The sequence below is a fragment of the Pristimantibacillus sp. PTI5 genome, from assembly GCF_048572955.1.
In the GTDB taxonomy this organism is placed as follows: Bacteria; Bacillota; Bacilli; order Paenibacillales; family Paenibacillaceae; genus Pristimantibacillus.
Genome location: NZ_CP183886.1, coordinates 6,804,202 through 6,821,943 on the forward strand (window position 1 = coordinate 6,804,202; position 17,742 = coordinate 6,821,943).

General features: G+C 48.7%; 14 protein-coding genes. 2 read left to right on the top strand and 12 right to left on the bottom strand.

The window, feature by feature from the left end; genetic code table 11:
- Positions 1 to 69: 69 nt before the first annotated feature.
- Positions 70 to 492 carry a VOC family protein gene (locus ACN6MW_RS30280; RefSeq protein WP_419873435.1) on the bottom strand — a complete coding sequence of 141 codons (423 nt, stop codon included), beginning with the start codon at positions 490 to 492 and terminating at the stop codon, positions 70 to 72.
- Between the two features lie 193 nt (positions 493 to 685).
- Here ACN6MW_RS30280 and ACN6MW_RS30285 point away from each other — a divergent pair, with 193 nt between their 5' ends.
- Positions 686 to 2,749 carry a LuxR C-terminal-related transcriptional regulator gene (locus ACN6MW_RS30285; RefSeq protein WP_419873436.1) on the top strand — a complete coding sequence of 688 codons (2,064 nt, stop codon included), beginning with the start codon at positions 686 to 688 and terminating at the stop codon, positions 2,747 to 2,749.
- Between the two features lie 86 nt (positions 2,750 to 2,835).
- Here ACN6MW_RS30285 and ACN6MW_RS30290 read toward each other — a convergent pair whose 3' ends face one another.
- The 6 genes from ACN6MW_RS30290 to ACN6MW_RS30315 form a co-directional block, all read right to left on the bottom strand.
- Positions 2,836 to 3,804, bottom strand: a complete 969-nt coding sequence (locus ACN6MW_RS30290; RefSeq protein WP_419873437.1) for an NAD(P)-dependent alcohol dehydrogenase — start codon at positions 3,802 to 3,804, stop codon at positions 2,836 to 2,838.
- 128 nt (positions 3,805 to 3,932) lie between these two features.
- On the bottom strand, positions 3,933 to 4,676 hold the full coding sequence (locus tag ACN6MW_RS30295) for a DUF2306 domain-containing protein (RefSeq protein ID WP_419873438.1): 744 nt from the start codon (positions 4,674 to 4,676) through the stop codon (positions 3,933 to 3,935).
- 181 nt (positions 4,677 to 4,857) lie between these two features.
- On the bottom strand, positions 4,858 to 5,343 hold the full coding sequence (locus ACN6MW_RS30300; protein ID WP_419873439.1) for a hypothetical protein: 486 nt from the start codon (positions 5,341 to 5,343) through the stop codon (positions 4,858 to 4,860).
- 284 nt (positions 5,344 to 5,627) lie between these two features.
- Positions 5,628 to 5,903 carry a hypothetical protein gene (locus ACN6MW_RS30305; protein ID WP_419873440.1) on the bottom strand — a complete coding sequence of 92 codons (276 nt, stop codon included), beginning with the start codon at positions 5,901 to 5,903 and terminating at the stop codon, positions 5,628 to 5,630.
- A gap of 273 nt (positions 5,904 to 6,176) precedes the next feature.
- Positions 6,177 to 6,605: a GNAT family N-acetyltransferase gene (locus ACN6MW_RS30310; RefSeq protein ID WP_419873441.1), complete on the bottom strand. Its 429-nt coding sequence runs from the start codon at positions 6,603 to 6,605 to the stop codon at positions 6,177 to 6,179.
- A gap of 57 nt (positions 6,606 to 6,662) precedes the next feature.
- Entirely contained in the window at positions 6,663 to 7,550 is an 888-nt protein-coding gene (locus ACN6MW_RS30315) for a LysR family transcriptional regulator (protein WP_419873442.1), read from the bottom strand.
- Positions 7,551 to 7,662: 112 nt separating this feature from the next.
- On the opposite strand from ACN6MW_RS30315, the gene ACN6MW_RS30320 reads away from it, so the two are divergent.
- Positions 7,663 to 9,045 carry an MFS transporter gene (locus ACN6MW_RS30320; protein ID WP_419873443.1) on the top strand — a complete coding sequence of 461 codons (1,383 nt, stop codon included), beginning with the start codon at positions 7,663 to 7,665 and terminating at the stop codon, positions 9,043 to 9,045.
- 99 nt (positions 9,046 to 9,144) lie between these two features.
- Here ACN6MW_RS30320 and ACN6MW_RS30325 read toward each other — a convergent pair whose 3' ends face one another.
- The 5 genes from ACN6MW_RS30325 to ACN6MW_RS30345 form a co-directional block, all read right to left on the bottom strand.
- Positions 9,145 to 9,810 carry a PspA/IM30 family protein gene (locus tag ACN6MW_RS30325; RefSeq protein ID WP_419873444.1) on the bottom strand — a complete coding sequence of 222 codons (666 nt, stop codon included), beginning with the start codon at positions 9,808 to 9,810 and terminating at the stop codon, positions 9,145 to 9,147.
- Between the two features lie 27 nt (positions 9,811 to 9,837).
- Positions 9,838 to 10,362, bottom strand: a complete 525-nt coding sequence (locus tag ACN6MW_RS30330) for a hypothetical protein (RefSeq protein ID WP_419873445.1) — start codon at positions 10,360 to 10,362, stop codon at positions 9,838 to 9,840.
- A gap of 253 nt (positions 10,363 to 10,615) precedes the next feature.
- The gene (locus tag ACN6MW_RS30335) at positions 10,616 to 11,596 is read right to left on the bottom strand and encodes an NAD(P)-dependent alcohol dehydrogenase (protein ID WP_419873446.1); all 981 of its coding nucleotides are present in this window, start codon (positions 11,594 to 11,596) and stop codon (positions 10,616 to 10,618) included.
- 208 nt (positions 11,597 to 11,804) lie between these two features.
- Positions 11,805 to 12,710, bottom strand: coding sequence for an NUDIX hydrolase (locus ACN6MW_RS30340; protein WP_419873447.1), 906 nt, complete (start codon positions 12,708 to 12,710; stop codon positions 11,805 to 11,807).
- A 166-nt stretch (positions 12,711 to 12,876) separates the two neighbouring features.
- A complete protein-coding gene (locus ACN6MW_RS30345; protein ID WP_419873448.1) occupies positions 12,877 to 17,610 on the bottom strand; it encodes a glycoside hydrolase in 4,734 nt (1,577 codons plus the stop codon).
- Positions 17,611 to 17,742 lie beyond the last annotated feature (132 nt).

A 17,742-nucleotide genomic window follows, 5' to 3' on the forward strand; every position in this document is an offset into this window, starting at 1 on the left:
TAAATCTTGTTTGAAGCTTTGCAGGCAAACCATGTGAATCGACAGGGATTCATCGGAGCCGGAATCGCTTCAGGTTCGGTCCGCCCATTCCTCCAATTGCTCAAACGTAACCGTACTTCCAACGGGCCGCGCTGCCTGAACGGGCCAAATGATTTGCACATGATTCCCTTCCGGATCAAAAAAAGAAAACGACGGACCTTCCTGCTGCCAATACGGCCCCTGTGTGAAAACGCCAAGCTCTTTCAATTGGCTCCATACAGCCTTGAAGTCGTTCAACGTTTCTACACAAAAAGCCAAGTGCATATGATGCGGATTATTCATGATAATCAGCTCGCGCCGACCCGAGGAAGAGTCGATAGTGAGCCCGGCTGACCCATCCTCGCCGGGGGCCTCCGCCCTTTCCAGCTCCAGCGCCGCTTCATAGAAGGCCGCCAGCCTGCGCACATCATGAGCGTATAGCGTAATGTGTTCCAATCGGCTTACCTTCGCCATGCTTCCTTCATCCTTTCAAGCAGCTTCTTGCCTGTTCCTATCCTACCATCGCCATTGTCGTCGCGATATTACCCGAAAGGATGCATCCAAAAGTATACCCTTCTGTAAAATTCAGGTGCTAAACGGCATTGGAGCGTGTAAAATAAAAAGGTAAACTTTTTGATCAAGTGATATGAAATAAGTGGGTGAATGGATGATGAATTTCAGGATGGAGGAGCTGGAAAGCCGGCTGCTTGTCGGTCGATCCGCGGAAATTAACGCCTTTATCAACATTCTTGAGGACGAACGGCGAACCAAGAGGCTGATTCATCTCTTCGGCACGGCCGGCGTCGGCAAGAGCTGTCTGCTCGACGAGCTGCAGCGGCAGGCCAGATTGAGGGGAATCGCTACGATTGCAATGGACAGCGAAGGATTTTGGCGTTCTCCGGATGCTTTTTGCTTACATATTTTACAGACCTTAAGAAGCTTGGAGCCTGAAGACGAGGGCCTGGAAGCTTCTTCTTTGTTGGAGAGAAGTATCCGCAAGCTGAACGAGACGGCGGCGTCCGAACGGCTGGTGCTGTTCCTGGACAATTACGAAACGCTGGAAGCGCTTGATCATTGGCTGCGCGAGTATTTTTTCAAGCGGCTTCACGAAAATGTATTGATCGTAACGGCCGGGCGCCATGCCCTCTCCGAAGCATGGGTTCTCTCTCCCGTCTGGCGGTCGCATATCGCAAGAATTTACCTGGATCATCTGCCCTATGAAGCGGTCGAACGATACGCCCAATACTGCCAAATATCAGATCCGTCGTTAGTCCGGGACATCTGGCGCAGATCCAAGGGCCATCCCTTAACGCTTTCTCTGCTTGCGTTCTTCTGGGAGCACCAGTTACCGCAGGAAGGCGAAGAACAGAGCTCGGAAGAGGCGGCCAGTCTGCCTTTTATCGTAAACCAATGGCTGCGTGAAATTCCGGGCGAGCATATGCGCCCGCTTGTCGAAGCCGCCGCCGTGCTGCGTTATTTCAATCAGGATACGCTCTCCTTTATGATGGAGAAGGAAGTGACTACCCCCGAATTTTATCAGCTTATCCGTTTCTCTTTCATACGGAGAACGGACAGCGGCTGGACGGTTCACGCTTTGATGCGGGAAGCGGTGATTCAAGAATTGCGTCTGCGCTCTCCTCAACTGTATGACCGACTTCAAACCAGGGCCATCATCCACGCTTACGAAAGATTTAAGCGTTCGCCGCAAAGCTTGCGCAATCACGAAGCGCTGGAGCTTACGTATTATGCAGGCGATGCTCTCATTCATGCCCTGATGAATTGGTTCGACCCTACGCCCCGGCCGTTCGAGCCCGTCGGCCGGAGCCACCGCGCCGAGCTGGAGAGCTATGTTCGGTACCGGCATGAAACGGCCTCTCCGCAAACGATTAAGCTTTTCGATGCGGCGACGAACCGCCGTTTCGACTTTCCGCTGACTACGGAGCAGAACCTTTATTCTCTGAAATGGTTCGATTTGGACCGGTTGTTCTCGCTTGAATACGACGTGCTCCGCGTCATGCGGAACGACGCGGGAAAGATAGCGGTGCTCATCTCGTTGGTTCCGATCAACCGGAAAACGATGCCTTATTTGATGGAGCACCCTTGCTCCCGCCCCTATTTCTCCGGCCTTACAGAAGAAGAGCTTAAGCGGTTCGCCGTTCCGGAACATACCCGCGCAGGCTGGTTTATCGATATGATCGATCAAGACGATTACGAGAATGCAGCCCAGCATACGGCCATCGGTCACTTTCTCCACGGTTTGATGTTCACAGGGGAGTTCTTGCTGCGTACTCCCGCCCCTCACCCGTTCTTCCTGGCGGCGCATGAGAGCCTCGGTTTTGATACGGCCGATCATGCCGTCCATACGAATTACGACGGTGTTACACCAACCCCCGTCTTCGTTCGAGATACGCAGGGCGAGCATCTCCATGCTTATATCCGGAAGCTCGTGAAGCGCTCTGGCCTTCGTATCGAGCTTCCGATCGAGGAAACGGACGACACGGGTACAGTTGCTTCCCCTGCCCGCGGCGGGGAAGTTGGCATTCCGGATCTTGGAGGATTGACCGCCAGGGAGAAGGAGGTAGCTGCTCTCGTATTCGAAGGGCTGACCAATGCGGAGATCGCCGCCCGCCTGTATCTTAGCGAAGTAACGGTGAAAAAACATTTGAAATCGATCTTTGAGAAGCAGGATGTCAGCAGCCGGACCCAGCTGGTTCGGAAGATGCTGATATAACAAAGAGGAGCCGCAGGCATGCGGCTCCTCTTTAGATGCACGCCCTGCAACCCTCAGAACGTTCTGCGATTGCAGGATTATAATTATCAACCTTGCCGTACGTTTAAAACCACGTTGCCTTTCTTATGCCCCTGCTCCGCATAGCGATGGGCTTCCGCCGCTTGCTCCAGCGGATATCGGCGGTCGATAACCGAACGCAGTTTGCCTGCTTCAATTAATTCCTTAAGATAATTCAAGTCTTCAGCGGTTTCCTTCATTGATCCGCCGATCACCTTCTTGCGGCTTGTCAAATTGATCCATAACCCCCGAACGATCAGCAAAGGGCTCACATGGAACGCTCGCAGGTAGAAGCCGTTCGGTACGAGACGTTTTAAGCAAACCTCGAATGGACTCTTTCCCACCGTATCGAAAATGATATCGTAAACCGGACCGCCATCCGATAACCGCTCTTTCGTATAATCGATGACTCGGTCTGCACCCAGTGATTTCACTAGCTCCACATTCGACGTGCTGCATACTCCGGTCACTTCCGCGCCGAAATGCTTAGCTAGCTGCACGGCATACGTTCCAACGCTGCCTGAAGCGCCATAGACGAGAACGCGCAAACCGCGCTGAATGTTGCCCTTCCGGAGAAATTGCAAGGCAGTATAGGCGCCGACCGGAACGGCGGCCGCCTCCTCGAACGTCATGTTCGCCGGCTTGTGCGCAACGCTGCCGGTCTCGGGCAGGCATTTATATTCGGCATACGCACCGAAACTGGTTCCACAGGCAGCATAGACAGCATCCCCAGGCTTGAATCGAGTAACGCCGCTGCCCGTCGACTCGATCACGCCGGCCAGTTCAAATCCGAGAATCTTTACGCGTTTCGGTTTCCACAAACCGTTGAACAGCCGCGCCAGGAAAGGATCTGCCTTGCGTAACCGCCAATCTCCCGCTGCAGCGGTTGCAGCGTAGACTTTAATTAATATTTCGTCGTCTTTTGGTACCGGCTTGGCGACCTCCCGCAGCTGCAGTACATTCGGCGGCCCATACCGCTCGTATATGATCGCTTTCATCCTTTTCTCCTCCATTCGCATTTCAAATCCTGGTTTACGTTTTCTCTAAAGCTAAATAACTGCTCAAGCATTCACGCGTAAGAACGAAGCACTGCGGCGCTGGATAAGCCGCTTTCAACGAGCTGACCTCATTGCAGACGGGAAACAACGTCTGTTGCCGTACGGACTGGAGGGGCTGACCGCTTGCGGATAGCCCCTTCGGCCACGGCGAGGTTGATCACCCAGCCCGCGCCCATTAGCAGCGCTCCACTGAATTCACTAGGCGGGCCGGCGATCAACTCCCCAGCCAGCTGGGTCAGCATCTGCGTGCCCGCACCAAGCCCAATTGCATAGCCGCGTATCATCCATGCGCGGTGCCGGAGCACGTCCCCTTGCCGAATCGCGGCAAAACCGAGGATGATGGACACTACCATGACTGACCCAAACAGGAGCCGCAATACAAAAAGCAGCTCACCGGTTCCATCCTGGCTTGGATAGAATAGGGTCATCCACAGCCCTGAGAGCCCAACGAGCAGCCCGCATAGAACAAGTAGCCGCCCGGCCGCGCGGTGCCAACCGGGTCTGGGCCGCCGGAAACCGGTTGTAAATTGGAACGGGCCCAGGATGGCAAATACAGTGGCGCTTAAGATATGCAGTACTACCGGCAAGGGAGACGCATAGAACCGTGCGTTAGCCGGCGTAATTTCCGCGCTGCCAGCAAGCTCGGTTAAGCGGAAGGCGCCAGCGGCGAGCGGAACGGCGCTCAGCAGGAGCAGTGCCGCGACGATCCACTTTGCCGAACCTGCTTTTGCCGGCGCATTGGTTTTCTGGGAAGCGGGTTTCTCTAACTCATTGAGTTGAGGCTCATTAGGCGCATGTTTTTTTGTAGACATTCGATTTTATTTACAGCTCCTTTGACGATTTACGCTGTACTTCCTGCGTGCATTTCACAGCAAGGGTCAGTAATTATCCAGACACGTGGTGAGGCGTATCACCATCGTCGCTGACTAGCTATTACACATGGAGACTCAAAGCTGAATAGCCGCTTTTCCACTTCATTCCGTTTCCGCGAACTTATTCGGCTCTGCTTTGGCGGAGCTGAACGTCCCTTCTGCCGGGTAAGGTTGTCGAGGCTTTCACAGGCCAATCAGACCAGAGAGCATAACCAAGCCAGGCCAGAGCTATCCCCATCGGCACCGCCAAAATCCGATCGAGCGGGTGCGGGAGCAGCGAAGACGCGAGTGTCGACACGGAAGCAAATGCAAGCAGTCCGGCCGCCCAGCGCGGCAGGATACCGGCGCGAAGCGTAGCGATTCCAAGCAGCAGGCCGCCAAGAATATACAACCCCCCTGCTAGCGGCGCTGCCGCTGGGAGAGTTCCAAGATTAACCTCGCTGGCAACTCCGCTGAAGATCCCTAAGTAGCCCTCCACAAATTCCGGTGCGTCGGTCGCCAACAGCGGTAAGATAAAGGCTTCGGCAAATGTGAAAGCCGTCGTGGCGATCCAAAAGAGGCTTAACATGAGAAAGCCGGCCAGCCCAAGCCAACCGGCCTCTTTCACTTGCCTGGCATAGACTCCCGCAATGCCGTACAGGCCAAAGAGTGCCATGGCGATGGTCAAGTAGTGAACGATTGCCCATGTGTCAGTGGTGACTGACGAAAGATTTTCAGATGGATGAATCAGTTGAATGACGATGAAAAGGTTTCCTGCCAACATAGCTGATAAGCCTGCCCAACGGATGAGTCTCGAGGTTGAAATCATCATATTTCTCTCCTTTTTTTCATTGTAACTGCGGTCTTGCCATTGTTGTTCCTGTACTTTCCGACTTTTTCGAACGATTGAGATCAATCCGTGTTCATATCCGGTCCGGTTGACACCTTGGAATCAACTTGATTGACGGAGATCAATGGCATACCGATATCACGCACTCTTCTCAGCATGCCATGTAATGCGGCTTGATCGACCACAGGGCCGTTAAGGATGGTTGTTCCGTCATTATTGTAGGTGAAGCTGAGCCCCTCAAACCGGTCAGCCCACCGAGCATCAAGATGTCCCTTGAGGCGAATTTCGTACCGTTCAGGCCCATGATTGTCTTCAGTTGATACGTTTGTTCCATTCATTCCGCGCCTCCTTCATGTTCGTCCTATGGATGGATCGCCATTTCCTTTCCTATGTTCCTTTCTTAATCTAAAGATACACGTTCATATGGTGAGAACGCATCACCACATGTGGTGATTGATGTGGTGATTTGTCAATTGAGAGGCTGCGCCGGACAAAAAAAAGCCCCAACACTGGTTCACTAAAGATGCCAGTTCGGGGTTGTGTTTACGGGATCGCTAGGACAAATCGAGTTCTTCACAACCCAGCGGCTGCTAGGAGGTGTTTTCTGTCCGTTAAAATATATCTTTCTTGAAGTAATAATGATTACTCCCGGTTGGGGCTTCCTTAAACACTGCAACCTCGTCATAACCATTTTTCACATAAAATTCCGGAGCTTGGAAGCTGAAGGTATTCAGCTTGATAAACGTACAATCTTTTTCTTTTGCAATGCGTTCAATTTGATTTAACAGGTGTGTCCCGTATCCTAGTCCTCTTAGAGATTCCTCAATCCAAAGGATTTCTACTTCAATCCAATTCCAGCAAAGAGTAGACAACAATCCACCAATAACCCTGCCGCTGTCATCTTTTATAGTTAGATTTATTTCTTCATAACGTGAGCTTAAATTTTCAGGAACATGCTCAGCATTAAACGCAATTAATCTCTTTCTAACGTAGGAGCTTTCTTCTTCATTTCCATATGAAATATCCGGTTTATTGGCCATGATAACCCTCTCTTTCGTCTTCCGTTTTGTTTACTCGAAAGCGTACGTATAACTTGATTAAATGGTTTGTTTGGATATTGCCTCAAAATATTGTACAACGACTTCGCGGAATTCCAGAGCAGCCCGCGAAATGTACCTGCTCCTGTGCCATACCAAAGCGATCTCCCGGACCAATTCGTGATTTTCTACCTGGAGATATTTGATATCCTCCCGTGTAAGCCTTGCCGTGCTTGGTATGAAGGCGATGCCAATTTCTGCTTCCACAAGCGAGTTTAACCGTGCAGGTTCATCTCCCTCATATACATATTTGGGTTCAAATCCAACCGATTGGCAAATAGAGTCCACTAGATCGCGAGTACCGTAACCTCTCTTTACACCCACGAACCATTCATCCCTTAGTTCTATCAAGGATACGCTGCTTCGGTCTGCCAGCCGATGCCCCTTTGGAACTGCTACAAGGATCGGTTCGAGGTACACGATCTGACATTCAATGTCACCCCCTTGCAGAGGAGGTGAGGACAAGCAGAAATCAACCTCTCCTCTATGTAGAAGCGTAACCATTTCCTTCGTGGTCAGCATTTGCACATGAAATTGGATATGGGGCCGCTTTTTCCGAAACTCTCGAAGGATATTTGGTAACGTGCTTGCGGTGGTTACCGCCAACTCAAGTGCGCCATGTTCCGGGCTGGTTATATCGCTAATCTCCTGCTTCCCCTGTTCCAATTCAAACAACGCTCTTTCTGCACGTCGAAGAAATCTGCATCCGCATTCATTCAATCGCAGCTTCCTCCCTATTCGATCGAATAGCGGCACCCCTAAATCCTCCTCCAAGCGTTGAATTGTTTTGCTTAGTGACGACTGGGTAACGTGCAGACTTCGTGCAGCATCGGTCACATGTTCCAAACGAGCTACCGCGAGAAAATATTGCAGTTGAAGAAGTTCCATTTCATTTCCTCCACTCATTCCTTTAAGTCAATGAAACTATAACATAGAATGCGTTGGAATAAATATATGTTTTCAAGTACGATGTCATTAATACGCTTTAGGGGGACCAAAAATGAGTGTTCGCAGCAGGTGGTTGATGATTTCCGTTGGTCTTGGGGTACTATTGAATCCTTTAAATTCTTCGATGATTTCGGTCGCAATTGCAAGGCTGCAAAATGTGTACCGCCTAGACTTTACAGCTGTTTCCTGGATTATTTTTTCTTTCTACATTGCAAGCAGCGTCGCTCAACCTGTCATGGGAAAAGCTAGCGACTTATTCGGTCGCAAGAAAATATTTCTTACCGGGCTTGTTGTAGCTTTCGCTGCATCATTATTAGCTCCGCTATCGCCGAACTTTGGGTGGCTCATCGTTTTCCGTATTGTGCAATCCATCGGTACTAGCATGATGGTTGCGGTTGGATTGGCCATTGTGCGAATTCATATTACGGAGAAGCAGGCATCCGCGCTGTCCGTTTTGTCCATTTTTCTGTCAGGAGCGGCAGCAATTGGGCCCTTTATAGGTGGGGTCTTGATACACTGGTGGGATTGGCCGGCTATTTTCTTCGTCAATATTCCTTTCGCCGTGACGAGCTATCTATTAGCTTGGAGGAATATTCCTAAGGACGAACCGCCAGCAGCCGTTGGCAGCATGTCTTTTCGTAAATGGATTGATTTGATCGATGCGCCAGGAATTCTGCTCTTTACAGTGGGTCTGGTTTCCCTGCTCGTCGGATTACTATCAGCAAAATCATCTGAGCATTTCTCATTTGTGCATGTCATTGCCGGATTGATCGGTCTCGTTTCACTGGGAGCTTTCGTACGGCATGAGTTAAAAGCGGCGTCCCCCTTTATTCCTTTGCGGACATTCGCCAAATATCCCGCGATGACTTGGGTCAATGTCGAATTCATTCTCGTAAACGTACTTTATTACTCGCTCTTTTTTGGGCTCCCCTCCTACTTGCAAATGGTACGTCATGTGAGCGAAATTCAAACCGGGATTCTTATGCTAAGCTTAGGTTTGTGCTCGCTCGTAGTCTCTCCAATAGCAGGTCGATGGATTGATAAATCAGGACCCCGACCAGCATTGCTAGTATCCGGAATACTGATGGCACTTGGGTCAATATGGATAATGACATTGAATCAGACTTCACCTGTAATCAGTGTGTGTTTGGCGTTAGCAGCATTCGGCATCAGCAACGGGATGAACAATGTCGGTATGCAAGCGGCCTTGTTCAGAAGTTCTCCAAAAGGGATCATCGGTGTAGCATCCGGAGTATTTATGACTTCGAGATACCTGGGTACCATTCTCTCTTCCTTGTTGTTAGGCATCTTAATGGGAGATAAGTTCAGCGCCGGGGGATTTCGGCTGCTTGGGGCTATCCTCACGGCCATTGCTTTGTCTTTGGTATTCATGAGTTGGCGGCGCCGGGAGCCAGGACAATTGCAGGAGTCATAGGATTACTATATGGGCAGCGAAGCAGGATTACGTAAATAGTAAAAAAGTACAGAGCATCGCAGGCCGTGCCTCGCTTTGCTCTGTACTCAAGCATATAGATTATCCAGTTTGCTTCTCAATCCGGGCGGCTTTAAGGCGCGTCAGCTCCGCCTGTATCTCCTCATTCCTGTCTATCCGGTCCAGCTCGTTATCATGTGGGGACGCAGCCCACTGCTTTGCCGAAGCACCGGCCTCTAACTGGCGCACGTTCTCTTCCAGACGTTCGAATCCGCGTATGACTTTATCGGTCCGATAGGCAGGAAAGAATGCAGCGCTCTCGATTGCCCGTGCGGCTTTGGCTCTTGATACAAGGAAGTACAGACGGCCTTGCAGGTCACGATGCAATTCTTTCAGACGAATAATCTCCTGCTTCAATGTACCGATATGATTGCGGATAGCGTCCAGATTTCGCCCGTAGCCTTGTATTAGCTTCTCATGCTGCAGCTTGTCCGCGAGCGCGATTTCTGCAATGCGTTCCTCTTCCCGGTCCACTGCCAATTCAGCTTGGCGCATACGTTTCGCGACAATTTGCGACGTATGTTCGATCAGTAAAATCGTTTCTTGCTCCGCAACCAGCTGACCGGTAAGCGCCTCGTTGGATTTCTCGTTCTGCTCCTCAATCCGGCGCAAATATAGCTGAGCCATGCTAACCGGATCCTCGCACTTATCCAGCATTCTATGCACATCCGCGGCCACTATTTCCTTTACTCTTCTAAAAATCCCCATATTGTTCTCCTCCTAGATTGCATCTATTTAATTTTTGTTTTTGCGTTCCCATTCATCCAGAAAACTTCCGGATTCGGAAGAGCTATTCATGTATTGCATTGAATCTCTGCCACTAAACAGTCGACTGCCGTAATGAAAAGCCTCACCGCGTGCTGCCACTTCTTCATAGCCTTTGTTTTTGGGCTTCAAAATAAGCATAGCTATAACGAGCAGCGCTCCGCATATCGGCGATAACAGACTCATAAGCGCGAGTCCCGCAACAACCATGCTTACTCCTCTAAGTATGCCGGACGATTTCGACCACAACCAGATTGCCGCAGCAAGCACCGCAAACTTAATTGCAATCCATGCAGAGGCTAAAAACGCCAAGGACTGGTGATCTTCAACCTTTCGCAACACATAGAATGCGTTATGTCCACCGCGTCCAGGGCCATGTTGAATGTATACATAGTTGCTAAGGCCAAATAGCGTCATTGCCTTCAACAGCAGGAGTACCGCAGCGAACCCGGTGATCCCGAACACCGTCCATAATACGATACGATTCGTTTTCAAGCTGTCACCTCCTCCCGTCTAGTTTTTTCGTACAAGCTAACTATAAAACGATTGCCTGAAACATAAATTAGGCCCAACTTATAGGAAAATAAATATGGGCTGAAAGCTTGCTGAAAGAAAGCCGGCCATGCTGCCTTCAATCCCATTTAGGATTGAATTTAAAAAGCCCAATTTCTCATTTTAAATGCTGAGAATTTGGGCTTTCTATTGGTCAATCGTGTTATTTCTTCATTATGACAGGTTCATTCGATTTCTAATTTTCTTCATGTTCAATCCGAACGATAACTTTTCCCTTAGGGTGTCCTTCTCCGAGATACTGGATAGCCTGAGCAACGTCACTTAACGGATAACGCCGATCTATGACAGGTACTATTTTTCCAGCCTCAAAAAGCTCCTTCAATGCATTTTGATCGTCTTTGTTAGGTTTGTGTATAAGGAGTCCCATATTCTTTTTTTCAATCATTGAAACGAATGGTCCCAATAATAGGACTTGGAAGATTCGACTCATTGGACCACCGACCATAACATAAGTACCCTTGGGTTTTAATGCACGCTTGTATTCGAAAACCGACCTATTACCCACCACATCAAGAATGAGGTCATAAAGCTGTCCTTTTTTGGTAAAATCATCTTTTGTATAATCGATCACATAATTGGCGCCAATTGATTGCAGCATGTTTAATTTTGCCGCACTATCAACACCTGTCACTTCTGCCCCGATTGATTTGGCGAACTGCACCGCAAATGTGCCCACGCCTCCACCAGCCCCGTTAATTAATACTTTGTGGCCTTTCCGAATCTGTCCTTTATCGCGCAATCCCTGCAACGCAAGGACTGCCGCTTGTGGAATGGCCGCTGCTTCCTCGAAAGTCATACCGGCCGGTTTCCGCGTGAATGCTTTTTCATGCGCACATGTATATTCTGCAAACCCACCCCAACCGTAACCGGAAATGTCACCGAAGACCTCATCTCCCGGCTGCAACAGCTTTACTTCACCTCCCACCGCGACTACCCGCCCAGCGATGTCAGCGCCGAGGATTTTGTATCTTGGTTTAAGCAGCCCTTCAAGGCGTGTTATGAACGGTTTTCCTCGAAGGCGGTCCCAATCCCAAGAGTTTACGGATGCAGCATACACTTGTATCAGCACTTCATTTTCCTTAGGAGCAGGTGTTTCCACCTCTTCGAGTTTAAGAACGTCTGTCATTCCGTATTTTGTGTAGACCATTGCCTTCATGGACATGTCTCCTTAACGCCGATCTGCATTTGCAAATGTGTTAAATCCCTTAACGATCAGCCAGATCGGCAGTATAATTTCAAACAAAGCTCCTGGGAGAAATTGTTTTTGCGGCTTTTTTGTCAGGAATCATTTTTTCACCTCCTGCTGATCCTATGATTCGTACTCGCGTGCAATGTTTATGAAGCGTGCCGATGTGCCTGCCCATTTATGAATATCGCCAATGCGGATTGAACCTGAACAGCTTTGCAGGTCTATGCCCTGCATCCTTTGTAAATTGATTGGTTTCCGTAACCAGTCCCGCAATCTTCCGTCTGAATGCGGAGGAAAGCATTTCTTTATCCAATGCGACCTCGTAGACCCGCTGCAGCTCTGATAATGTGAAAAGTTCCGGCATCAAGTGGAAAGCAATATCGGTATACTCCATCTTGTTCCGAAGCCTCTCCATGGCATATTGAATTATTTTCGCATGGTCAAAGGCAATCCCCTTCGAATCCAACACCTCTCTTTCCGTCATTATTGCTTTTCCTGCGTAATTTTCAATAACTTTCACAGTTGCTTCCAGTACGTCCTTATCGTTGGAAAGGGTGATTTTTACCGTTTTCTCAAATGTAAAATTCTTTTCAAGCAACGTTTTTTTCTCTTCAAGCACACTATACTTAATGGTGAACCAGCTTGCATCATCAGCATCATCGCCAGCTTTCACTTCAAGCGATATGCTGTCGGCAAGCGCCATATACGAGCAGCTGATCACTCGAGTACGGGGATCCCTCGTTACATCACCCCAAGTATAAAGCTGCTCCATATAAACCTCATCGATGTTCGTTTCGGTTTTTAGCTCACGTAAGGCAGCTTCATCCACGCTTTCGTTCTTTGTTACAAAACCTCCGGGCAAAGCCCATTGTCCCAAATAAGGATGACCTCCTCTTTTTATCAGGAGTAATTTCAGTGACTTTTCCGGTAATCTTCTATAGTTTTCTTTTTCTTCATCAACGATCGTGAAGATTAACATATCAACGGTAACAGAAGGTCTTTCGAAAACACGGACATCATACTGCTGCAAAAATTCGGTTTCAGTAAGACCCTGCTTATCTCTAAGTTGTTCTTTGCTCAACAGGTCACCCCTTCATTGTTATTAATTTTCTGTTATTATCAAAATGTTATTATCAATATATGAATAACATCGTATCTTAATTACCAAGGATTGTAAACATAAAAAAACGACAGGCTAGGACTCAGAAATAAAGTCATAGACTGCCGCTGATCAGGTACTCAAAAATCTAATTTTCTTTCCACTTCTCCGGTTTTACTTTGATTGTGATAGATGTTTTCTTGCCTGCAAAATCGGCATAAATGTCAATTTTCCCGACTTTGTGTCCTGTAATGACTCCCTTTTCATCAATGGAAGCCATTTTTACATTTTGGGAGCTATAATTCGCATACTTCGTCACATCTGCAGAACTTCCGTCTTTATAGAGAGCGATAACCGTCATTTGAAGCACTTCCCCGATTCTGACGTTTCCGGTCCCCTCCGTTTTAGCCTGTAGACCGACCAGCCCTTCAACAGCCGGAGTTACAGTCAACGCAACAACAGTGGATATCCCCTGATAGGTGATTGAAATATTGGCTGTTCCGGCCTTTAATGCGGTTACTAGACCATCATCACCAACTATCGCAATCTCGGGATGATCGGAAACAAATTGGATTTCTTCCGTAATATCTTTGGAGCTGCCATCAGAATAGATCGCTTTCACTTTCACTTGATGGGTATCTTTCGCCTTGAGCTGGACAGCTTTTTCATTTACTTCAATTCCGTTTAATACGGGCTCTGGATTGTTTTCGGTGGTTTGCTCCACTTTGATCCAGCTGACCATCGGCTTATCGCCGCTTTCATGATTGATGTTACGCGTGATTTCTACATCGAGCATTCCATCAGTTGCTGTGATGCCGTCAAAAACTTTTGTCTCGATCTTGTTGCCAATGTTGTATTCGCTCAAAACCGTTTTGTTTTCGACGATGACATCCTGGAAACGGTTCGAGCTTTTCCAAGGATCTTTGAAGCCGAGCGTCACTTTATACGTTTTGCTGCTGTCTTTTGCAACCTGAAATTTGTAAGTTAGCCCTTTCCCTGGTCCGGATGCTCTTCCATCGTATTGGCGAATCGTATCATCGGCTTCTGAGGCATCTGTTCTGGCCCAGGTTGAATTTTCAAACGCGGTATATCCCCATTGCAAGCCTGTAACCGGATCCACTCCGAACGGCTGTTCTTCGTTACGGTTCATGGATCCGAATGTCTCGCCAGACTCAAGCGCGGCGGGACTGTTATCCCCGGCGTCCACATAATAAAGCATGCCGGTGTTGTCAATCTCCACTTTAACCCAGCTTACCATCGGATCCTCGTATTGCCCCGTATTCGCGATGTCACGCAAGACACCTACGTCAAGAATGCCGTCCTTTACTTCGACTCCGGTAAATTCTTTAACCGTCTCATTGCCTGGTACAAAAGACGGGCTGACCTGCTGGTCTTCAAGTGTAATGAATTGTTTTCGCGCATTATTGTTCCAAGGATCCTTGAAGCCAAGCGTCACCTTGTAACGTCCGCTAGGCACCTCGAATTTATAAGTGATCCCTTTCCCCGCAGCATCGCTTTCATCGATTCGCAAGCCGTCAAAATAACCGTCCCCTGTATTCTGCGACCAGGTTCCCCCGTTTGTCGTATAGCCCCAAGCCTTTCCTGTAACCGCATCGGTGCCGTAAGCTTGGTCTTTGACACTCTGTTTTACACCGAGAATCTGGGAAGCTTTGATCGTGCCAGGCTCATCGTCGCCGGCTTTCACATAATACAGAAGCCAAGGATCTGCGGGTATGAGAGGCATTGCGGACAACGCATTAGAAACTCCGCTCTCCTGGTCACCTTTTATTGCGCTTACCGCCACATAATAGCGGACGCCGTTCTCAAGTCCGGTAATCATATGCCGAGGCTCGTCCGTATCCATCGTTTTGGAATAAACACCGTCAGCCGTACCATAATGGATGCGATAGGAATCCGCGCCGACTACTTCGGAGAAGGAGACCAATAGGGATCCCGCAGAAGGCTGCGCGGCATAAAGTTCCGGAGCGGTCAAAGGCGGTTCCCCTCCAGCTTCTGCTGCTTTAAAGTAACGGAATTGTGCATCCGTCCAGCTGTGCAGTCCGAATCCCCCACCTGTATAGAGGGTGTCGTTGACATCGAAAATTAACTGGTCATCCAAGTAAGCTTTTATATTTTTCCCGTCTAAAACCACCGTCATTTTATAGATTCCATTTAGCTCCGGATTAAAATCAACTGACTTGGCAATGGAATCGTTTCCTCTCCGTAAATGAAGCTTTCCGTTTTCGAATAGGAATTTGTATGACTTGTCGTACGTTCCACGGAAAAAGACGCCCCAGTCCGCATCCGGCATTGCATGCACGGCCACCGCCGTAATCGTACCATCGATCAGCCGTTGACCTTCGACGGAAATAGCGCCTTGTGAACCATTTCCTGATTGGTGTTTCAATTTACCATCACTTTCTAACCATGTGCTAATAAGAGGCGTCCAAGCCGATAGGTTACTATCCTCGAAAGCATCCTCAAATACTACGTTTTCAACCGATGGTTCTGCCGAAATTTCATCAGACGGTCTGCTCTCGCCTCCGGCGCCATTGGACGAGACTGCGACATAATAACGCGTACCGTTAGTCAAATCGGTCAACGTATGCGTCCCGGCTGCTGATTCGGCTTTTTGCCCATAATTTCCGCTTTCCGTCCCATATTGAACATGATAGTCTGCGGTCCCAGGGACAAGGCTGTATTCCACCGTTACTTCCTTATCGCCGGGAATGGCAATAACTTTAGCTGGCGGCATAGAGGCTGGCGTCGCTTTTAAACTATATGGAGCGCTCTCCTCCGATCCGCTAACCGAAGCCACAAAAATATCGTATTCGGTGTTATTTACCAGACCGTTTATCACAGACGTGTGCAGGGTGCCAGGCTCCGCGCTAACCTCCTTGGTTTGACCATCTCCCCCTTCTGAAACGGGCTGCAGCCGAATCCTATAATCGTCAACGCCTGCTCTTGGCATAAAAGATAGCGTTACTTGACCGTCTCCCGGTATAGCTTGCACATCATATGGAGCAAACAGATTTGGCATCGACTGCTGCTCATTCGAAGGCAGGCTTTGTCCGTTTGCATTGTATGCGGTTACGGCAACATAATAAGCCGTTCCGTTCGATAATCCTGTAATCGTATGAGTGCTATCATTAAAAGGCTCGCTTTCTTGCGTATATTGTCCGCTGGCGTTTCCGTATTTGACCGTGTACGATTCAGCTCCCGGAACATGCTCGAAATCGACGGTTATCGCTTGATGCTCTGCGATTACGTATTTCAAAATCGGTTCTTCCGGTACGGCTGTTTCGTCGTGGTATGCGCCAACAAGCGTGACGATGGATTTGGCCGGTACGGAATATGCATTTCCCGCTGCAACGGCCGACTTTTCCGTTAAATCGTCGGCAGCTGATGTGACATACGGGATGTATTGGTATACTTTCGTTCCGGCCGGCAGGTTGTCCGCATGCAGGCGAATATCCTTTGCCTCGGAAGTGTTATTTACAAAAACAGAAATGACCTGTTTGTTGGCTTCATCAATGTAAGCGGAACCAAGTAATCCGTTCGGATCATTGTTCGGCAAACCCGTCATGGCAATCCTTTTGGAATCGGGGCGGATAAATTTGCTATAGTTTCCTAATGCCCATAGCATCTTGGAATCCAGCACATTCTGTTGATCCCCCGGAACCTGATAATCGGTGTAAACCAGACCGTCTTTATAATCAACGTTAGATACTGCGGTCCACCACTGCCATGCAGATACGTTCGCAACCGTCAAATCATGATGAATAACCTTACTGATATAAAGCGCGGGATCGATGCCTAGATCACGGCCGGGACCATAATTACCCAGTATGCTGTACTCCGTCATCCAAAGCTCATCGCCGCCATACGCATCCATATTTTCCCGCGCGATGCTGCGAAGCTTCGTAAGATCATTGCTGCTTTCAGAAAAATAGGAATGTACGGCAAGCATATTGCCGACTTTGCTTTTCATTTCCGCATCGCCGATAAAATCCTTGATGTATTCCCGGTATTTACCGGTGCCGGAACTGTTGCTCCCTGCCATATAGGGCGTATTACCGCCCGAATATTCCATATACTTCTCGTCGTCAAGGAGCGCTTTATACTCGACCGCTTCAGGCATCTCGATATGGGAATTGAGATCCTGCCGCTGCAGTTCATCATATAGTGAATTTACGACGCGTTTGACATCCTCATTGTTATAACGATTCCCTTCTTGATTGCTGCGGTTCCAATCCCAAGTCGGTTCGTTGATCGGACTGATATGTTGGAATTCGATTCCTTTATCATCCTGAAGATGTTTTACGACATCAGTCAAGTAGCTAGCAAACTCATCTTCGTATCCTTCTTTTAAATTTGTTGAACCCACCGTATTATCGGCTTGTCCATGTCCGTTCTTTGTCATCCACACAGGCGGACTGTTAGAAAAGGCAACGAACTGTTCAACGCCCCGCTGCTTGGCTGCATCTAGGAACCACTGCTGTCCGGCTTGCTTGGACCAATCGTATTCGCCGTTTTCGGTTTGTTTGAAAGCCTCAGACATTCTCCATTTTGTCTGCACGATATCTTGATCCGTGATATTGCTGCCGGCGCCGATATTGAATCGCCAGCCTGAAAGCCCTATCCCCTTATCTTCCGAAAATAACAGATCGGCGATTTGGTTTTTATTTTCCTCACTCCACTCCTTGCCAATCGGATCTATCGACCAGGCATCCGATGCGGCAAAGTTATGAATCGTTTGATAGCGTGTATTCGCATCCAAGATTACATTCGTTGCTTCTGCCGCTAGTACCGGTTGTATATTCCCAAATGTATTTCCTGCAAGCATTGCACCAATAAGAGCAGCGGACATCATCTTTCGCATTAAGCGTTCATCTCCTTTTTAATAGCCTGACAAAAGTTCGATCAGAGTGAAACCGGTTTCATTTATGGCGATATTTTTCCTTCATTTCATTATCATTTAGCAATGAAACAGGCGAAAAACCAGTGAAACCGG